Source organism: Thalassotalea algicola, assembly GCF_012932965.1.
Lineage (GTDB): Bacteria > Pseudomonadota > Gammaproteobacteria > Enterobacterales > Alteromonadaceae > Thalassotalea_F > Thalassotalea_F algicola.
Genome location: NZ_JABBXH010000001.1, coordinates 880,802 through 897,794, shown reverse-complemented (window position 1 = coordinate 897,794; position 16,993 = coordinate 880,802). Strand labels below are relative to the sequence as shown.

The window sequence follows — 16,993 nt, the reverse complement described above, 5'->3', positions numbered from 1 at the left end:
AAAAATGGCAATAATAAGATAAAAGTTCGCTGTTACTTTACCTAAGCAAATTTTAATGCTAACTTTAGCCGTGTAGTTTTATCACTTACCCAAACCCTATTCTAAATATCATACATTGCCACCAGGCAACACATAACAAATATTTAATAGTTTAAGAACTCTTACTATGAATCTTACCGAACTCAAACAAAAGTCTATAAGCGAATTGGTTTCTCTTGCAGAGTCAATGAAGCTAGACAACTTAGCCCGTAACCGTAAACAAGATATTATTTTCGCTATATTAAAAGCCCATGCTAAAAGTGGTGAAGATATTTTTGGAAGCGGTGTTTTAGAAATTCTACAGGATGGCTTTGGCTTCTTGCGTTCTGCAGATTCATCTTACCTAGCTGGTCCAGATGATATTTATGTGTCACCAAGTCAAATTAGACGCTTTAGTATGCGTACCGGTGATACCATTCAGGGTAAAATTCGACCGCCAAAAGATGGCGAACGTTATTTTGCATTATTAAAAGTTAATGAAGTTAACTTTGATCGCCCTGAAAATTCACGCAATAAGATTTTATTTGAAAACTTAACGCCTGTTCACTGTAATTCTCGTATGGTGATGGAACGCGGTAATGGTTCAACTGAAGATATTACCGCACGTGTATTAGACCTCGCCTCGCCAATAGGTAAAGGCCAACGTGGTTTGATTGTTGCTCCGCCAAAAGCGGGTAAAACATTACTACTGCAAAATATTGCCCAAAGTATTGCCCATAACCATCCTGAGTGTGAGTTAATGGTATTACTTATTGATGAGCGTCCAGAAGAAGTAACTGAGATGCAGCGTCTTGTAAAAGGTGAAGTAGTTGCATCAACTTTCGATGAGCCAGCAAGTCGTCATGTTCAAGTGGCTGAAATGGTTATCGAAAAAGCTAAACGTTTAACTGAACACAAAAAAGACGTTGTTATTTTGCTTGATTCGATTACGCGTTTAGCTCGTGCTTATAACACGGTAATCCCTTCGTCAGGTAAAATATTAACGGGTGGTGTAGACGCTAATGCATTACATCGTCCTAAACGCTTCTTTGGTGCGGCGCGTAATATTGAAGAAGGTGGTAGTTTAACTATTATCGCTACCGCTCTTGTTGATACTGGTTCTAAAATGGATGAAGTTATCTACGAAGAGTTTAAAGGTACTGGTAATATGGAATTACACTTATCGCGCAAAATTGCCGAAAAACGTGTATTCCCTGCTATTCACTTTAACCGCAGTGGTACTCGTCGTGAAGAGTTACTTACTAAGGCTGATGAACTACAGAAAATGTGGATCTTACGAAAGATTGTTCATGAAATGGGTGAAATCGATGCAATGGAATTCCTTATCGATAAATTGGCCATGACCAAAACCAATAATGAATTTTTTGATTCGATGAAGCGTAAGTAGTCGTTTGAATATAGAGAAAAGAGCCAGCGTAATGCTGGCTTTTTTTATGGCTGAATTTTTTGATAATAGCCATCAAATAACGTTTGCCAATGCTTACCTTTGTCTGTGCTTGTTTGCCAAACTTGATTTACTCTGCCATCGCTCAGTTTCTTCCAGCTGATTTTATTCAGTACTTCTTGCCCTTTATTATCTACTGTCAGGCCTGATAAAGTCATTACGCCTTGCTTAAACTCACCATTGAGTTGTAGTAGCAAACCGGTATTATCAACCCAAGTTTGATGCCATTGTTTAGTTTGTTGGTTGTATATATTAAGACTTTTTCCTTGGTAACCGCTCGGAGTTTGATATTCTTCTAGAATTGAACAGTTATTATTAATCAGGGATATTTTGCTTATACTCACTTGGTTATTCGCAGGGTTAGTGACTTGCCATTCGCCAATCCAGAAATCAAATTGGCGATATTCTTCACTTGAACAGGCCAGTAACTGCCAAGAAAGACATGAAAAAAGTAAGGTGAGCAATTGTGTTTTCTTCATATAGAGTTCTCATTTTGTGAATTAGAGTATGTAAAAATTTCTTGCCTATTTTGTTTATTGTTGTTTATTTTTTATACGACAACTTGTCATAACTATAGTAAACTGCGCCCCCCTTTGCAGTTAGTCTTTTATTAGGAGTATGCTATTTTGTTGAAATTGCTGTCGGCATTGCTTGTGGTTGCATGGTTGTTACCAAGAGTATCCTTTTCTAAGGACTTTCATCTCAGAGTCGTAACAGAGGATGCATATCCGCTGCAATATCAAGAAGGTGGAGAGCTTAAGGGGCCTGCTGTTGAATTAATTAAAGCGGTCCTTGAAAAAGCTGAGGTTAACTATTCGCTAGAAGTGTTACCTTGGGCTAGAGCATATGCAATTTCGACCACTCAACCTAATACACTTATTTTTTCTATTGCGCGAACACCTCAGCGCGAGTCATTGTTTCACTGGGTTGGTTCGCTAATGGAATTGAAGTATTACCTTTATGGTCTTGCAAGTAATTTTCCAGATGATGTCTATATAGAAAACGACTTAAAAGACAGGAAAGTCGGTACTATTTTAGATAGCGCTACTTATCAATATTTAAGCAAAAATGGGTTTAGTCGGTTATATGCTGTGGCTAACCCAAAACAAAACTATGAAAAACTGTTGTCTGGCCGTATTGAATTATTTCCTGCCAATGCCGCTAGCTTTATGTCTTCTTGCGTAAAATTCGGTAGTGATTGTACTGACATTAAACCGATAGTGTTACTGAGTTTACCAGCGACCAAGCTTTATTTTGCTTTAAATAAAGATACTGACGAAATACTGGTGGCGAAAATCAAAGGCGCCTATAAAAATTTACTTAAGCAGAACTTAATTTCAGCTGAATTAAAACCAGAATTGTTTATGCAGAGTAGTGAATAGATTCCGTTAGCCGTTAAGATATCTGCACGCTATAATGCCCTCATACTTAACCATTAATATTTAATATGAAATACAGCGATTTACGCGATTTTATTGAGCAATTAGAAAAAATAGGTCAGCTTAAACGTATCAAGCAACCTATTTCGACTGAGTTAGTGATGACTGAAATAAGTGATCGTACGCTACGAGCTCAAGGCCCTGCATTATTATTTGAAAACCCTATTGGTTACGATATTCCAGTATTGACCAACTTATTTGGCACACCAGAACGCGTAGCACTTGCGATGGGGCAACAAGATGTAAGCTCATTACGTGAAGTGGGTAAGTTGTTAGCTACATTGAAAGAGCCAGAGCCGCCAAAAGGTTTTAAGGATGCGCTCGACAAGTTACCTGTTTATAAACAAGTATTAAATATGCCCACTAAGGTGTTAAAAAAAGCGCCTTGCCAAAAGGTGGTGTTTACTGGTGACGAAGTTGATTTAACTAAACTTCCCATTCAACACTGTTGGCCAGGTGATGTTGCTCCGCTGATCACTTGGGGTTTAACGATTACTCGTGGACCACACAAAGAAAGACAAAACTTAGGGATTTATCGTCAACAGTTACTTAGCAAGAATAAGTTAATCATGCGCTGGTTATCACATCGTGGTGGTGCAATAGATTTTCAAGAATTCAAAAAAGCTAACCCAGGCGAAAGGTACCCTGTTTCTGTTGCGTTAGGTGCAGATCCTGCCACTATTCTAGGCGCAGTAACGCCAGTGCCAGATACGTTATCTGAATATGCTTTTGCTGGTTTATTACGTGGAAGTAAAACAGAAGTCGTTAAAAGCATTAGTAATGACTTAGAAGTGCCGGCATCGGCTGAAATAGTTTTAGAAGGCTATTTAGAGCCAGATGAAATCGCACCAGAAGGACCTTACGGTGATCATACGGGTTATTACAACGAAGTAGATGATTTCCCAGTATTTACTGTGACTCACGTTACTATGCGTGAAAATCCGATTTACCACAGTACATACACCGGCCGTCCACCAGATGAACCTGCTATATTAGGTGTGGCGTTAAATGAAGTGTTTGTACCTATTTTACAAAAGCAATTTCCTGAAATCGTAGATTTCTATTTACCGCCAGAAGGTTGTTCATATCGAATGGCCGTAGTGACCATGAAAAAACAATACCCTGGTCATGCTAAGCGTGTGATGATGGGCGTGTGGTCGTTTTTGCGTCAATTTATGTACACTAAATTTGTTATCGTATGTGATGACGATGTAAATGCTCGCGATTGGCAAGACGTTATTTGGGCGATTACGACACGGATGGATCCAGCGCGTGATACGTTAATGGTTGAAAATACCCCTATAGATTATTTAGACTTTGCATCCCCTGTATCGGGCTTAGGTTCAAAAATGGGGATGGATGCTACTAACAAGTGGCCAGGAGAGACTGACCGTGAATGGGGCGAGCCGATCGTGATGGATGAAGCGGTTAAGCAGGAAGTCGATGAAATTTGGCAAGAATTAGCGATATTCGCGCCTGAAACTAAAGAGTAAAATATTAATGAATACTGTCGAATGTCGGGTTGAACTAATTAGCAATTTAACCCCTTTTGTTTATAAGGTGCTGTTAAAGCCTGCTGAAAAGTTGTCGTTTAAGCCGGGGCAATATTTAAACCTAGTGATGGCTGAAGACGATAAACGCGCATTTTCTATCGCAAGTGCTCCACATAATGATCTGATTGAATTGCAAATTGGTGCGTTTGGTGAAGACAGTTATGCGATGCAAGCTATTGAAAAAATTAAATCTAGTGATTCAGTTACTATTGAAGCACCGTTAGGTACTGCTTTTTTAAGAGAAGATAGCCAGAGACCGATATTGCTGTTGGCAGGTGGTACTGGTTTTTCATATATCAGATCTATGTTTGAACATTTAGCGGAGCAGAATAGCGATCGCCCTCTGATGGTTTATTGGGGCTTAAGAACAACTGAAGCTAGTTATGAACTGGAAGAAACTAAGGCGTTAATTGAATCATTACCTCATGCTAGTTTTATCCCTGTTGTAGAGCAAGCGGAAGAAGGATGGCAAGGAAAAGTGGGCTTAGTGCATGAAGTGGCCATGAAAGATATTGTTAGTTTTGAACCTTACGATATTTACTTAGCGGGTCGATTCGATATGGTGGGCTTAGTACGTAATGACTTTGTAGAACACGGAGCAGAAATAGAGCATATGTTTGCCGATGCCTTTGCCTTTATCTAAACCTTGAAATAGTTAATATATTAAAAAAGGCTGTAAGGTTATGTGCTTACAGCCTTTTTGTTTGGTTTTGTATCAGCAATAAATTACTGAGCAAGCAGTAGTTCCGCAGCGGGCTGATATTTGCCTTGTTCGGTTAGTGCCTTAGCGTAACCTTGAACATCTTCTGTAGCCATCTGATGGTCAGCATTGCTATTTAAACTATGAAAGGCTCTTTCTGCTAATGACCAGTCTTTACCTGCTAAGGCAAAGTGTCCTAGACAACTCAACCAAAAGGTATTGTGCTGATCACTGTGTAAATGCTTTTGTGTTGCTGCGATCAAATTGTCTGGTTTAGCTATGGGCAATGCTTTAATGGCATTAATTAAATCGATATTTCGAGCTTTTTTCACTACTGGCACTAAGAGCTTATCGAGTGGTTCGGTAATTTGGTTTTCTGCTAAGACTAAGCAATAGGCATGAACAATTATATCATTTTGCTTTTCTTTACGTGATAAGCCCTGCCAAAAATCATTGAGTGCTTGGTTATCTTTTTCCCGAATAATTTGTTCAAATTGACCTAAATAGGCTTTTGCATCCCACTGTTTGATTTGTTCTGCACTAATATCTTTTAGTTTTCTCGCTTTGGCGATAAAGCTAATGGCATTCTCAAAACGCGATTCTAAAATACTCAGCTTTATTTCTAAGGCAAGTAGGCGACTGTCTTGACCAATGTAGCTGTGATATTGATCTAATAATTCGCGTGCCTTAGTAAATTCTTGCTGAGATATAAAAATGTCTAGGTTGACTAAAACACTTTCCAGACCTTTGTTTTTTAGCGTTTCACCATGATGCTCTAATAGTTGTAAATAATGGGCAGCATTTGCCTCAAGAGATTGCGCTTGCGCAGCTTTTGCCGCGACTAAATAAGCGGTAGGTTGTTGTGATGAAGGTTCAGCACTCTTTGCTAAGAGATGTTCAGCTTGTTGATAATCGCCGAGTAAATATGCAGCAATACCTTTTCGGTAGTCACGTTCTCCGCGGCGTTTGCTAGCAAATGCTACTTTATTCCATGTGCCGATACTAAGCTTCAATCCACCCCGGAAGGCCTTTAATGCAACTAATAAAACGACAAAAAGAACAATCAGAAATAGACCTGCGGTTACGACAGTTGATTCTATTGTCAGATCACCCATAGCAATTAAAATATAGCCTTTCTCACCAATTAATATTGGGCTAATTGCAACGGCTGCAAAGAATAATAAAACTAAAACGATAAACTTGATCATATAATCGCTCCGTTATCGCCATTAGTTGTTTTGTCTTCCTTAGTTGGCAATTCCGGTACATTTCCCTCTTTAGGTATCCCTTTTATTTCTGACTCTTTTGTCTCTTGTAAAGGTACTTGTATTTCCTTCTGGTGCTCGAAACGTTGCGATTTACCTTTAATAATGGCGCGGATAGCTTTAAGTGAGTCTAATTTTTTCGGCAGTGTTAGCTCGATAATTTCGCTTTTCAATAGCTGAATGGCTTGATGAAAGTTCTTCACTTTTTCATCATCCATATCGAAGTAGTCTGCTAACCAAGCTTGAATTTCTGTCAATGAGGTATCGTACAATGCATTGTTATGCTGGCTTGCCGCCCATTGGCTTAATTGCATCTTTAGCTGTAAATTTTGACGAAGGTTTTGTTGTTGTGACGGAGTTAGCAAGGCTTCTACATTAGCTGTACGACGTTTGACTTTAACGAAATCAGCCATAAATTTTTGCCAAGTCTTTGTTAAGTTTTCTCGCCAATCTGTAGCATTCTCTGTTAGCTCAAAATCAGCAGCGGCCTCTGTAGTATCAGGTAAGTGCGCCATAGCGATAGGCAAATCACTAATTTGGCCGCTTAATGCGATGAGCTTAAGAATGACATCATCAGTAGCTAATTTTGGTAGCAACTTAAGACTTTCAATATCTTGATTAATAAACTGGCGAACAGGTAAATATTGAGGGTCGTTCAGTTCTTTTATACGAATGTCAGCATCGATTAGTAAATCAATGGCAACTTTTGCGTCTTTTTCCAGCCACATGGCGCGAGATGCTATACGGATTAAATACTCGGCTTCATGGACTAACCAGTCAGTTGGGTCATTTTGCTTTAATGATTCGGTAACTGAATTAAGTTGGGCAATTTCTTTTTGAACTGGTTTTAAGGCATCAAAAGCCAATTTTTCTGCACTTGCCAGTGTAGCTGTTTGTTGCTGGTTAATAAGTTGCTGAAGTTGTTGTTCTGTCGCTTGAAGCTGCGCTTGGTTTTGCGCGACTAACTCTTGCATTAACCCCATATGTTGTTGGTTTTGCCAAACATATCCACCACCAAGACCCGCTAATGCAGCAACAGAGCATATTAGTGCGAGCACAGCAGTTTTTGAACGCTTTCTTACTGGCGCAGCTATAGCTGATTTTCTAGTGGAAGTAGTCGGTTTAGCCCTATTTTTTATAGCCGATGCTGGCTTAGGGTTGTCTGTGCTTTTTGTACTATCGCTACTAGTTGGTGGCGTTTGCTTATCTGTCATTGATCAGTTCCAATTTATTCAACGCATTTATAAATACTGTATCACTTGCACCATGTGTACAAACAACATGCTTTAATCCTAGCTGTTTTGCATTTGTTGCAATTCGTTCGCTGGCAACAAACCATAAGCACGTGTTTTGCCAGTAATTATCATTATCTTCTGTTAATTGTACAACGCTTTCGAGTATTGCGTTACTGGTAATCCAAATTGCCTTTACTTGTTGCTCAAGCCAATTTGATGCCGTGTCCTTTGGCAGGGTTAACCATTTACGTTGGTAGCTCTCAAAGTATGTAACCGTTGCGCCACGCTCACTTAGTTGCTGAGCGATTAACTCTCTACCGCCATTACCTCGAACTATGATGATTGATTGGCCATCTATATGACTTAGCTCTGGTAATGCGAGTATGCCTTCACTGTCATGATATTCAGGAGTTATTACCTGCTGAACGCCATACGAGTTAAGTGCGTCACGAGTAGCTGTGCCAACGGCAATACAGTGTGATGCGGACCATTGGTTAATTGGTAAAGTCTGTTCGGCAAAGTCTACCGCGGCTTTACTAACAAAAATTAATATTGGTTGGTTGTTGCTAGACAATAAGCTTTGTAAGTGGCTAATTTTGTCTTTTGATTCGTACGTAAAAAGTGGCTGGCAAATAGCGCGATAGCCAGCGCTCGAAAGCTTGCTGGCTAACTGTGATGCCTGTGGTTCAGGACGGGTAATTAATAGGCAAGAATTAGCTACCATAAACCTGCTTTAAAATGCGTTCAGCGCCTAAACCTAATAAAGTTTGCGCTAATTTATCACCAAGTTGTTCTGCTTGGTCAATGTTACCTGTGATATCGCTTTCGATTATTTCGCTGCCATCAACCGCTCCGACTAGGCCACGTAAATAAAGCTCGCTTTCATTCACAACTGCAAAGCTACCAATAGGTACCTGACAACCACCTTCTAGTGCTTTGTTCATTGCTCGCTCAGCTAAAACACGTACGCGCGTTGTTTTACACTCAAGAGGTGCTAATAATTGCTTAATAGTTTCGTCATCAGTACGACATTCGATACCTACTGCTCCTTGGCCGTTAGCTGGTAACATTTGCTCTGGCTCAATGAATGCTTTGATTCGCTCAGGCATTTCAAGGCGAATTAAGCCAGCAGACGCCAAAATTATCGCATCGTATTCGCCATCATCCAGTTTTCTAAGTCGGGTATTTACATTGCCACGTAAATCACGAATATCTAAATCGGGACGTTGTGATTTTAATTGGCATTGGCGACGTAAGCTTGAAGTACCAACAATTGCACCTTGCGGCAGGCTGTTTAAGTTGTCATAAATATTTGATACAAATGCGTCACGTGGATCTTCGCGAGGGCAAATAACTTCCAAGCCTAATCCGTCAGGAAACTCGACAGGGACGTCTTTCATCGAGTGAACAGCAATATCTGCACGCCCTTCAAGCATGGCAACTTCTAGCTCTTTCACAAACAAGCCTTTACCGCCAACTTTGGCTAATGGCGTATCCAAAATGATGTCGCCTTTAGTGGTCATAGGTACCAGTTCTACATTGATACCAGTGTGAAAGTGTTCTAATTGTGCTTTCACGTACTCTGCTTGCCAAAGTGCTAAGGCGCTTTTACGGGTTGCTATTCTTACTGTTGTCATGATTATCTCGATGAATACTATTCTTGGTAAATGTTATATTAGGCGTTGTTAGTTAGCTGCTAAGCTGACTTCTATCTCCGCCTGGACACTAACGGCATTGGAAATAAATTGCCAAAACTCGTCGCCGCCTCGCTTATCAATCCATTGTTCATCTTGATAAACAAAATGGTGACCATTAAATTTTGTCGCAACCCAAACTTCATGTAGTGGTGCTTGCTTATTGATGATGATTTTAGTGCCGTTTTTAAAGCTTAAGGTTAGTAAGCCGCCAACACCTTCATAATCAATGTCGGTGCCGCTATCTTCAATGGCTTCTTCAACGGCTAATAACAGCTCGTCGGCAATAAAATTATATTGGCTATCGTTCATTTATCAGATCCAGAAGTGATAAGACTTGTATTTGTTGATATGCATGTGCGTATAATACCAATCACTTGTCGTAATACCAGCCAAGTACCGTAAATTTGTCCTTAAATTTGATGGCTATCAAAATAACAATGAATGTGAAAATAAAAAATCTCCTAATTTGTCTGCTTAGTTTAAATTTTATTGTCGGTTGTGGACTTAAAGGGCCCTTATATCAAACGCCTCAAAAAACTGAACAAACTCAGAAAACAACTACAGATAAAGGTACTGATAATCAGGAGCAAAGGTAGTGGATTATTTTAACTATCAAGGCAATACATTGTTTGCTGAACAATGTGCTGTTTCAACATTAGCTCAACAATACCAAACACCTCTTTATATTTATTCTCGTGCAACTATAGAGCGACATTGGCATGCGTTTGATCAAGCCGCAGGCGAATTGCCGCACTTAGTATGCTATGCGGTAAAAGCGAACAGTAATTTGGCTGTTCTTAATGTCATGGCACGATTAGGTTCTGGATTTGATATTGTTTCGCAAGGCGAGTTGGCAAGAGTGATTGCTGCAGGTGGCGATCCGTCGAAAGTCGTGTTTTCCGGTGTTGGTAAAACTTCCGAAGAAATAGCCTATGCGCTGGATAAAGGTATTTATTGTTTTAATGTTGAGTCTGAAGCAGAGCTTGAACGAATAAATGAGGTGGCGGGGAATAAAGCTAAGATTGCACCTGTGTCGTTTAGAGTAAACCCAGATGTTGATGCCGGGACACACCCTTATATTTCTACGGGTTTAAAAGAGAACAAATTTGGTATCAGTATTGAAGAGGCACCCAAACTTTATCAGTACGCAACGACATTATCGAATATTGCGATAAAAGGGGTTGATTGCCATATCGGTTCGCAGTTAACCGAAGTTCAGCCATTTTTAGACGCCTTAGATAGAGTGTTGGTATTAGTGGATACATTAGCCGAACAAGAGATTCATTTATCACATATAGATGTCGGTGGTGGTCTAGGTGTATGTTATGACGATGAACAACCACCACACCCAAATGACTATGCAAAAGCCATAGCCGAAAAAATCGCCGGTAGAGACATCACGTTAATTTATGAGCCTGGTCGCGCCATTATGGCAAACGCTGGCATTTTAGTAACGGAAGTTGAATTTTTAAAAACCAATCAAGAGAAACATTTCGCGATAGTTGATGCTGCAATGAATGATTTATTGCGTCCTTCGCTATATCAAGCTTGGCAGAATATTATTCCTGTTGAAAAACGAACTGAAGGTACCGACAAAAGTTATGATATTGTTGGTCCTATATGCGAAACGGGCGACTTTTTAGGTAAAGATAGAGCACTGAACATTGAACAAGGTGATTTATTAGCCGTTCGGTCTTCAGGAGCCTATGGCTTTACTATGAGTTCAAACTATAATAGTCGGCCTCGAGTTGCAGAAGTAATGGTTGATGGTGAACAAAGTTCATTAATACGTGAACGCGAAACCATTGAACAATTATGGCAAGGCGAACACTTACTACCTTAAACAAATAAGAACTATTGATGCTGGTAAATTTTTCAAAAATGCATGGCCTAGGCAATGATTTCATGGTTATTGATAATGTAACCCAAAATGTCTACTTGCCAAATGACCAAATAAAGAAGCTTGCTGATCGTAATTTTGGCGTCGGCTTTGACCAGTTATTAGTTGTGGAGCCCCCTTACGACCCCGACCTCGATTTTCATTATCGAATTTTTAATGCGGATGGCAGTGAAGTTGGGCAATGTGGTAATGGTGCTCGATGTTTTGCTCGTTTTGTTCGAAGTAAAGGACTGACTAACCGTAATAAAATTCGAGTATCGACACAAAGTGGGAAAATGACGCTTTATATGGAGCGAGACGGTAATATTTCAGTCAATATGCCAATTCCTCAATTTGAGCCGAGTCAAATTCCATTTAAGGCTCAAAAAGTAGAAGGTACCTATATTCTTAGAGCAGAAGATGAAACTGTGCTTTGTGGAACGGTATCTTTGGGCAACCCCCACTGTGTAGTTACGGTAGATAATATTAAAAGTGCGCCAGTAGAAACGCTAGGTCATCAGCTTTCAACCCATGAGCGCTTTCCAAAGCAAGTTAATGTTGGCTTTATGGAAGTTGTTGCGCCTGACTTTATTAAACTGCGAGTATATGAACGTGGTGCTGGTGAAACTCTAGCTTGTGGCAGCGGCGCATGTGCGGCTGTCGTTATCGGGCAAATGCAAAAAAAATTAAATAAACAAGTTACCGTCGAATTACCTGGCGGCAAATTAAGAATATTTTGGAAAGGGCCAGGACATCCAGTAAAAATGTCTGGACCTGCCACCCAAGTTTTTGATGGTCAAATACACCTATGAATGAACAAAATCCAATGCAAGCTGATGATTTACCTTTAACTGATGAATTAGTAGCAAGTTATCTAGAAGATAACCCAGAGTTTTTCTCACGTAACCCTCATTTAGTAACAGGCTTGCGTTTGCAGGACAGTCAACGAGGCACGGTGTCTTTAGTTGAACGTCAGCAACAGCAGTTACGCCAAAAAGTACAAGGATTAGAAGAAGAAATTACTCATTTGATGTCAGTGGCTAATCACAATGAAAACTTATTTAAGCTATACAGTGATTTATATTTGCAGCTAATTGATAGTGAAGATTCAACGCAATTGCTTGATATAATTCAGCGAGCAACGTTAGAGCTATTATCATTATCGGCACTAAAACTATGGTTGGTACCCGAGTTTTCAATTGCGCATGACTGCATCACCTCGAATGATTGCCAAACAATTGTCGACACGCGCTTAGCGAAAGAAGATTATTACTTTGGACGCCTACAACAAAGTGACCAACAACAAATATTTGGTGATGTTAATACAGGTTCAGTGGTACTTATTAAATTAGCTCATCATGAGCAATTAATTGGTTTTATGGCAATTAGTTCAAGTGATGCGGATCACTTTGACCCTAGAATGGATACATTACTACTTAGCCAATTTCAAAAGTTAGTGGCTAAATTGCTTTCACAACATTTAGCTAAATAAGGTTGTCCGGTTAAGTGAAATTTTATCGCTCATTAGCACCGATAAAGGCGATTAGTTTTGATTTGGACGATACTTTATATAGTAACCGCCCTGTTATGCTGGCGACTGAGCAGGCAATGTTGCCGTACTTTAGTCAGTTACTGTCACCTTATTGCCAAAGTCGCAATATTACCTTTGATAAAAACTTTTGGCGCCCATATCGAATTGCTGCTTTTAAGCAAAACGAAGCATTAATAAATGATGTAACTCAGCTACGATTAGCGACCTATACCATGGGCATTGCAAGTCTTAATGTTACAGCAGAACAGGCACAGGAATTGGCACAGCAAGCGATGGCTTATTTCTTAACTAGGCGCTGTGATTTTACTGTTCCAGATACTAGTTTAGAGCTACTTTCACAGTTAAGAGCTAAGTATCCGCTAGTAGCAATTAGCAATGGCAATGTTGATACTAATGCCATAGGTTTAGATAAATACTTTGACCATATCTATCATGCTGGTAATGGTTTAGATAAAAAACCTGCGCCTGATCTATTTATGCGTGCCGGTGATGAATTGGCGATTCCATGTCGACATATACTGCATGTTGGTGATTGCGGCTATGCTGATATAATTGGCGCCTTAAGAGCTGGTATGCAGGCGGCTTGGTTGTCTTGTTATGATGTTGGTAAGCCAATAACCGTTCTTCCCCATATAGAAATTAATAATGTTGCAGAGCTTGCGGCATTAACCTAATAAAGAGCACAACAAACGATGGACGTATCTGAACTACTCGACGGTTTAAATGACAATCAACGAGAAGCAGTCGCTGCACCCCAACAAAATATGTTGGTATTGGCAGGCGCTGGTAGTGGTAAAACTCGTGTGCTTGTTCACCGTATTGCATGGTTAATGCAAGTAGAGCAAGCATCGCCACATAGTATTTTGGCAGTAACCTTTACTAATAAAGCCGCAGCTGAAATGAAAGGGCGAGTTGAACAAACTGCTGGTGGTAATGTTTTTGGTATGTGGTTAGGCACATTCCATGGTTTGGCTCATCGCTTGTTACGCATGCATTTCCAAGAAGCTAAGTTGCCGCAAAGTTTTCAGGTGCTTGATTCAGATGATCAATTACGCTTAGTTAAGCGAACTATTCGCGCATTGAATTTAGATGAGAAAAAATGGCCAGCAAAGCAGGCGCAATGGTATATCAATGGCAAAAAAGATGAGGGGTTACGACCTAAGCATATCGATGCTCAGTTTGATCCAACAGAGCAAACCTTTATCAATATCTATCAAAGTTATCAGGATGCCTGTGACAGGGCTGGTTTAGTAGATTTTGCCGAGTTGCTATTAAGAGCCCATGAATTATGGCTCAATCATCCTGTGTTACTTGAGCATTACCAACAAAGATTTAAGCATATTTTGGTAGACGAATTTCAAGATACTAACTCAATTCAATATGCCTGGTTAACTATGCTTGGACAGCATCAAAGTAAGGTGATGATTGTTGGTGATGATGATCAATCAATTTATGGTTGGCGTGGTGCTCGTATCGAAAATATTCAGCGCTTTTTAAAAGATTATCCAGGTGCAGAAACTATTCGCTTAGAGCAAAACTACCGCTCGACTGCCAATATTCTAAAAGCGGCTAACAAGTTAATTGCTAATAACAATAACCGGTTAGGTAAAGATCTTTGGACGCAAGATGCTGAAGGCGAAAAAATATCTATTTACACGGCATTTAATGAATTAGATGAAGCGCGATTTATTTCGGGACGCATAACGGCTTGGCGTGAAGAAAATGGCTCATTAGATGATGTGGCGATTTTATATCGAAGTAATGCACAATCTCGTTTATTGGAAGAGGCCTTATTACAGGCACAGTTGCCATACCGTATATACGGCGGCTTACGCTTCTTTGAACGTCAAGAAATTAAAGATGCGCTGGCTTACATGCGACTGCTAAATAATCGTGATGACGATGCTGCGTTTGAGCGTATTATTAATACGCCAACTCGAGGCATAGGCAACCAAACGGTTGCGTTGATTAGAGATGCAGCTAAGTCAATGGAAGTGACTTTATGGCAAGCGTGTAAACAAATGCTGGATGAACAAACGCTAAAAGGACGTAGTGCTAATACTATTACTAACTTTATAAACTTAGTTGATCAGCTCGAAGATGATTCGAGTAACTTAGACTTAGATCAGCAAGTTAATTTTGTTATCCGTCATAGTGGTCTAAAGGCTATGTACCAAGCTGAAAAAGGTGAACGAGCACAAGCACGTATTGAAAACTTAAATGAATTGGTGACAGCTTGCCAAACATTTGAAATAGACCCAGAGCAGGAAGAAGAGCTTACTAAACTAACCGCATTCCTAACACATGCTGCATTGGAAGCTGGCGAACAACAGGCCGATGAGTATGAGCCGGCAGTTCAGTTGATGACTATGCACTCAGCAAAAGGCTTGGAATTTCCACTGGTATTTATAGCCGGTCTTGAAGAAGGGATGTTTCCGTCTCAGCAGTCTCAAGAAGATATCAGCCGTCTCGAAGAAGAGCGCCGCCTTTGCTATGTAGGTATGACAAGAGCAATGCAGAAGCTTTATTTATGTCACGCAGAGAGTCGCAGATTATACGGGCAAGAGAAGTATCACAAAGCTAGCAGATTCTTGCGAGAGCTCCCGCAAGAGTGTGTTGAAGATATTCGTTTGCAAAGTCAAGTTTCTCGCCCCGCGACAACTGGGCGTTTTTCGACTACATTTACTACAGAAACATTTGAAAACTCAGGTTTTAGTTTAGGTCAGCGTGTTTTACATCAAAAGTTTGGTGAAGGTGTCGTATTAAATTACGAAGGCGCTGGCGCACAAAGCCGTATTCAAGTAAATTTTGAACAAGTCGGTATTAAATGGCTGGTAGTATCATATGCCAATTTAACGGCGCTGGATTAGTGAAAAATAGCAGGAGAAGGAATGGCAGAGCGTTTATTGGTTGTCGAAGACAGCAAAGCAATCGCAAAACTTATTGAGCAAATTGCTAAGTCTTTAGGTTTCGATGTCACTATTGCCTACAGCTTGGCAGAAGTAGAAAACATTTTACAAGGTGGTAAAGAGTTTTTTGCTGCGACCATAGATTATGCGTTACCTGATGCTCCTGATGGAGAAGCAATTGCTTGCGTGTTATCTCGTGGCATACCTGGTGTAGTAATGACTGGCCGGATGGATGATGAAACGCGACAAAAAATCTTAGCACAAGCTGTGGTCGATTATATTCCAAAAGAAAATAGTCAGGCTTTTCTCTATTTAAAACGCATTCTACATTGGCAATTAACTAATCGCGATAACGGTATTTTAGTCGTTGATGACAGTTTAGCTGCCCGCAATCACGTTGTAGAGCTATTAAAGCGTCGTAATTTCACTGTGTATAGTGCTAGTGATGGTGAGAAAGCGTTAGCCGTATTAGCAGAACATAAAAATATTAAAATGGTCATCACCGATATGGAAATGCCTAATATGGATGGCATAGCGTTGACCAATGAAATACGTAAAAATTATTCTCGAGATCAGCTAGCCGTTATTGGAATTTCTGGTGCAGCTAACGGTATTCATTCTGCGCGTTTTATTAAGAATGGTGCCGATGACTTTTTGCGCAAACCATTTTGCCCAGAAGAGTTTTATTGTCGCATTACGCAAAATATTGAGAACCTAAATAATATTGCGCAAATTCAACGAGCGGCTAACACCGATTATTTAACTGATTTACCAAACCGCCGTGCATTTATTCAATATGCTCAAAAGAAAATTCCAGAATATATAAGTAACAAAACGCATTATTGTTTGGCGATGCTAGATATTGATTTCTTTAAGAAAATTAATGACACCTATGGACATGAAGCAGGAGATAATGTGCTGAAAGTGATCGCTTTGTATATGCGTAGGCATTTATCAGGCGCGATGCTGGCGCGACTAGGTGGTGAAGAATTTGCCATCTTAACAACGGGTGTTGATGAAGATCAGCTATATACTCGTTTAGATGATTTGCGCCGCGAAATTTCGGTATCGCAAATACCTTATGAAGATCAGCAAATTTCAATGACGGTTAGCTTTGGTGTGATTTTTAATAGTGAATTGGCGCTGGCTGCACAAATGAATGAAGCAGATCAGGCGCTTTATCATGCAAAAGAAAATGGCCGAAACCAAATTAGTATCGCAGGGCAAGACTAGCTTTTTCTCTTATCTCATATAGTGCTAACGCTTTTAATTAAGCGTTAG

Annotated in this window: 16 protein-coding genes; 10 read left to right on the top strand and 6 right to left on the bottom strand. The window is 40.0% G+C overall.

Annotation, left to right across the window (positions count from 1 at the left end; translation table 11 throughout):
* The first annotated feature begins 166 nt into the window (after window positions 1–166).
* The gene (rho, locus tag HII17_RS04065) at window positions 167–1,426 is read left to right on the top strand and encodes a transcription termination factor Rho (protein ID WP_169074010.1); all 1,260 of its coding nucleotides are present in this window, start codon (window positions 167–169) and stop codon (window positions 1,424–1,426) included.
* Window positions 1,427–1,470: 44 nt separating this feature from the next.
* Here the strand turns inward: rho and HII17_RS04060 are convergent, their stop codons facing one another.
* On the bottom strand, window positions 1,471–1,962 hold the full coding sequence (locus HII17_RS04060; protein ID WP_169074009.1) for a hypothetical protein: 492 nt from the start codon (window positions 1,960–1,962) through the stop codon (window positions 1,471–1,473).
* A 147-nt stretch (window positions 1,963–2,109) separates the two neighbouring features.
* Between HII17_RS04060 and HII17_RS04055 the strand changes: the two genes are divergently transcribed.
* From HII17_RS04055 to fre, 3 genes are all read left to right on the top strand, one after another.
* Window positions 2,110–2,865 (top strand): substrate-binding periplasmic protein, encoded by a 756-nt coding sequence (locus HII17_RS04055; protein WP_169074008.1) that lies wholly within the window; start codon window positions 2,110–2,112, stop codon window positions 2,863–2,865.
* Between the two features lie 65 nt (window positions 2,866–2,930).
* On the top strand, window positions 2,931–4,415 hold the full coding sequence (gene ubiD, locus HII17_RS04050) for a 4-hydroxy-3-polyprenylbenzoate decarboxylase (protein WP_169074007.1): 1,485 nt from the start codon (window positions 2,931–2,933) through the stop codon (window positions 4,413–4,415).
* Between the two features lie 7 nt (window positions 4,416–4,422).
* Window positions 4,423–5,118 (top strand): NAD(P)H-flavin reductase, encoded by a 696-nt coding sequence (fre, locus tag HII17_RS04045; RefSeq protein WP_169074006.1) that lies wholly within the window; start codon window positions 4,423–4,425, stop codon window positions 5,116–5,118.
* Between the two features lie 83 nt (window positions 5,119–5,201).
* Here the strand turns inward: fre and HII17_RS04040 are convergent, their stop codons facing one another.
* The 5 genes from HII17_RS04040 to cyaY are packed head-to-tail and all read right to left on the bottom strand — an operon-like array spanning window position 5,202 to window position 9,681.
* Window positions 5,202–6,383: a heme biosynthesis HemY N-terminal domain-containing protein gene (locus HII17_RS04040; RefSeq protein WP_169074005.1), complete on the bottom strand. Its 1,182-nt coding sequence runs from the start codon at window positions 6,381–6,383 to the stop codon at window positions 5,202–5,204.
* Window positions 6,380–7,654: a uroporphyrinogen-III C-methyltransferase gene (locus HII17_RS04035; protein ID WP_169074004.1), complete on the bottom strand. Its 1,275-nt coding sequence runs from the start codon at window positions 7,652–7,654 to the stop codon at window positions 6,380–6,382. The genes HII17_RS04040 and HII17_RS04035 overlap by 4 nt, the downstream gene beginning before the upstream one ends.
* A complete protein-coding gene (locus HII17_RS04030; RefSeq protein ID WP_169074003.1) occupies window positions 7,644–8,399 on the bottom strand; it encodes a uroporphyrinogen-III synthase in 756 nt (251 codons plus the stop codon). Before HII17_RS04030 ends, HII17_RS04035 begins: the two co-directional genes overlap by 11 nt.
* The gene (hemC, locus tag HII17_RS04025) at window positions 8,389–9,312 is read right to left on the bottom strand and encodes a hydroxymethylbilane synthase (RefSeq protein ID WP_169074002.1); all 924 of its coding nucleotides are present in this window, start codon (window positions 9,310–9,312) and stop codon (window positions 8,389–8,391) included. The genes HII17_RS04030 and hemC overlap by 11 nt, the downstream gene beginning before the upstream one ends.
* 48 nt (window positions 9,313–9,360) lie before the next feature.
* On the bottom strand, window positions 9,361–9,681 hold the full coding sequence (gene cyaY, locus HII17_RS04020; protein ID WP_169074001.1) for an iron donor protein CyaY: 321 nt from the start codon (window positions 9,679–9,681) through the stop codon (window positions 9,361–9,363).
* A gap of 286 nt (window positions 9,682–9,967) precedes the next feature.
* Here cyaY and lysA point away from each other — a divergent pair, with 286 nt between their 5' ends.
* Genes lysA through HII17_RS03990 form a run of 6 tightly spaced genes read left to right on the top strand, consistent with a single transcriptional unit; the run spans window position 9,968 to window position 16,945 of the window.
* Entirely contained in the window at window positions 9,968–11,215 is a 1,248-nt protein-coding gene (gene lysA, locus HII17_RS04015; RefSeq protein ID WP_169074000.1) for a diaminopimelate decarboxylase, read from the top strand.
* Window positions 11,216–11,232: 17 nt separating this feature from the next.
* Complete coding sequence (dapF, locus tag HII17_RS04010) at window positions 11,233–12,063, top strand: diaminopimelate epimerase (protein WP_169073999.1); 831 nt, start codon at window positions 11,233–11,235, stop codon at window positions 12,061–12,063.
* Window positions 12,060–12,743: a DUF484 family protein gene (locus tag HII17_RS04005; RefSeq protein ID WP_169073998.1), complete on the top strand. Its 684-nt coding sequence runs from the start codon at window positions 12,060–12,062 to the stop codon at window positions 12,741–12,743. Before dapF ends, HII17_RS04005 begins: the two co-directional genes overlap by 4 nt.
* A gap of 14 nt (window positions 12,744–12,757) precedes the next feature.
* Window positions 12,758–13,477, top strand: coding sequence for an HAD-IA family hydrolase (locus tag HII17_RS04000; RefSeq protein ID WP_169073997.1), 720 nt, complete (start codon window positions 12,758–12,760; stop codon window positions 13,475–13,477).
* 18 nt (window positions 13,478–13,495) lie between these two features.
* Complete coding sequence (uvrD, locus tag HII17_RS03995; RefSeq protein ID WP_169073996.1) at window positions 13,496–15,673, top strand: DNA helicase II; 2,178 nt, start codon at window positions 13,496–13,498, stop codon at window positions 15,671–15,673.
* Between the two features lie 21 nt (window positions 15,674–15,694).
* The gene (locus tag HII17_RS03990; RefSeq protein WP_169073995.1) at window positions 15,695–16,945 is read left to right on the top strand and encodes a diguanylate cyclase; all 1,251 of its coding nucleotides are present in this window, start codon (window positions 15,695–15,697) and stop codon (window positions 16,943–16,945) included.
* Window positions 16,946–16,993: the final 48 nt, after the last annotated feature.

What these genes read in the sequence shown, in the direction of transcription:
- HII17_RS03990 (WP_169073995.1), top strand. Translation starts at nt 15,695, where the DNA reads ATGGCAGAGCGTTTATTGGTTGTCGAAGACAGCAAAGCAATCGCAAAA.
- cyaY (WP_169074001.1), bottom strand. Translation starts at nt 9,681, where the DNA reads ATGAACGATAGCCAATATAATTTTATTGCCGACGAGCTGTTATTAGCC.
- HII17_RS04040 (WP_169074005.1), bottom strand. Translation starts at nt 6,383, where the DNA reads ATGATCAAGTTTATCGTTTTAGTTTTATTATTCTTTGCAGCCGTTGCA.
- HII17_RS04005 (WP_169073998.1), top strand. Translation starts at nt 12,060, where the DNA reads ATGAATGAACAAAATCCAATGCAAGCTGATGATTTACCTTTAACTGAT.
- ubiD (WP_169074007.1), top strand. Translation starts at nt 2,931, where the DNA reads ATGAAATACAGCGATTTACGCGATTTTATTGAGCAATTAGAAAAAATA.
- hemC (WP_169074002.1), bottom strand. Translation starts at nt 9,312, where the DNA reads ATGACAACAGTAAGAATAGCAACCCGTAAAAGCGCCTTAGCACTTTGG.
- HII17_RS04060 (WP_169074009.1), bottom strand. Translation starts at nt 1,962, where the DNA reads ATGAAGAAAACACAATTGCTCACCTTACTTTTTTCATGTCTTTCTTGG.
- HII17_RS04030 (WP_169074003.1), bottom strand. Translation starts at nt 8,399, where the DNA reads ATGGTAGCTAATTCTTGCCTATTAATTACCCGTCCTGAACCACAGGCA.
- rho (WP_169074010.1), top strand. Translation starts at nt 167, where the DNA reads ATGAATCTTACCGAACTCAAACAAAAGTCTATAAGCGAATTGGTTTCT.
- uvrD (WP_169073996.1), top strand. Translation starts at nt 13,496, where the DNA reads ATGGACGTATCTGAACTACTCGACGGTTTAAATGACAATCAACGAGAA.
- fre (WP_169074006.1), top strand. Translation starts at nt 4,423, where the DNA reads ATGAATACTGTCGAATGTCGGGTTGAACTAATTAGCAATTTAACCCCT.
- HII17_RS04035 (WP_169074004.1), bottom strand. Translation starts at nt 7,654, where the DNA reads ATGACAGATAAGCAAACGCCACCAACTAGTAGCGATAGTACAAAAAGC.
- dapF (WP_169073999.1), top strand. Translation starts at nt 11,233, where the DNA reads ATGCTGGTAAATTTTTCAAAAATGCATGGCCTAGGCAATGATTTCATG.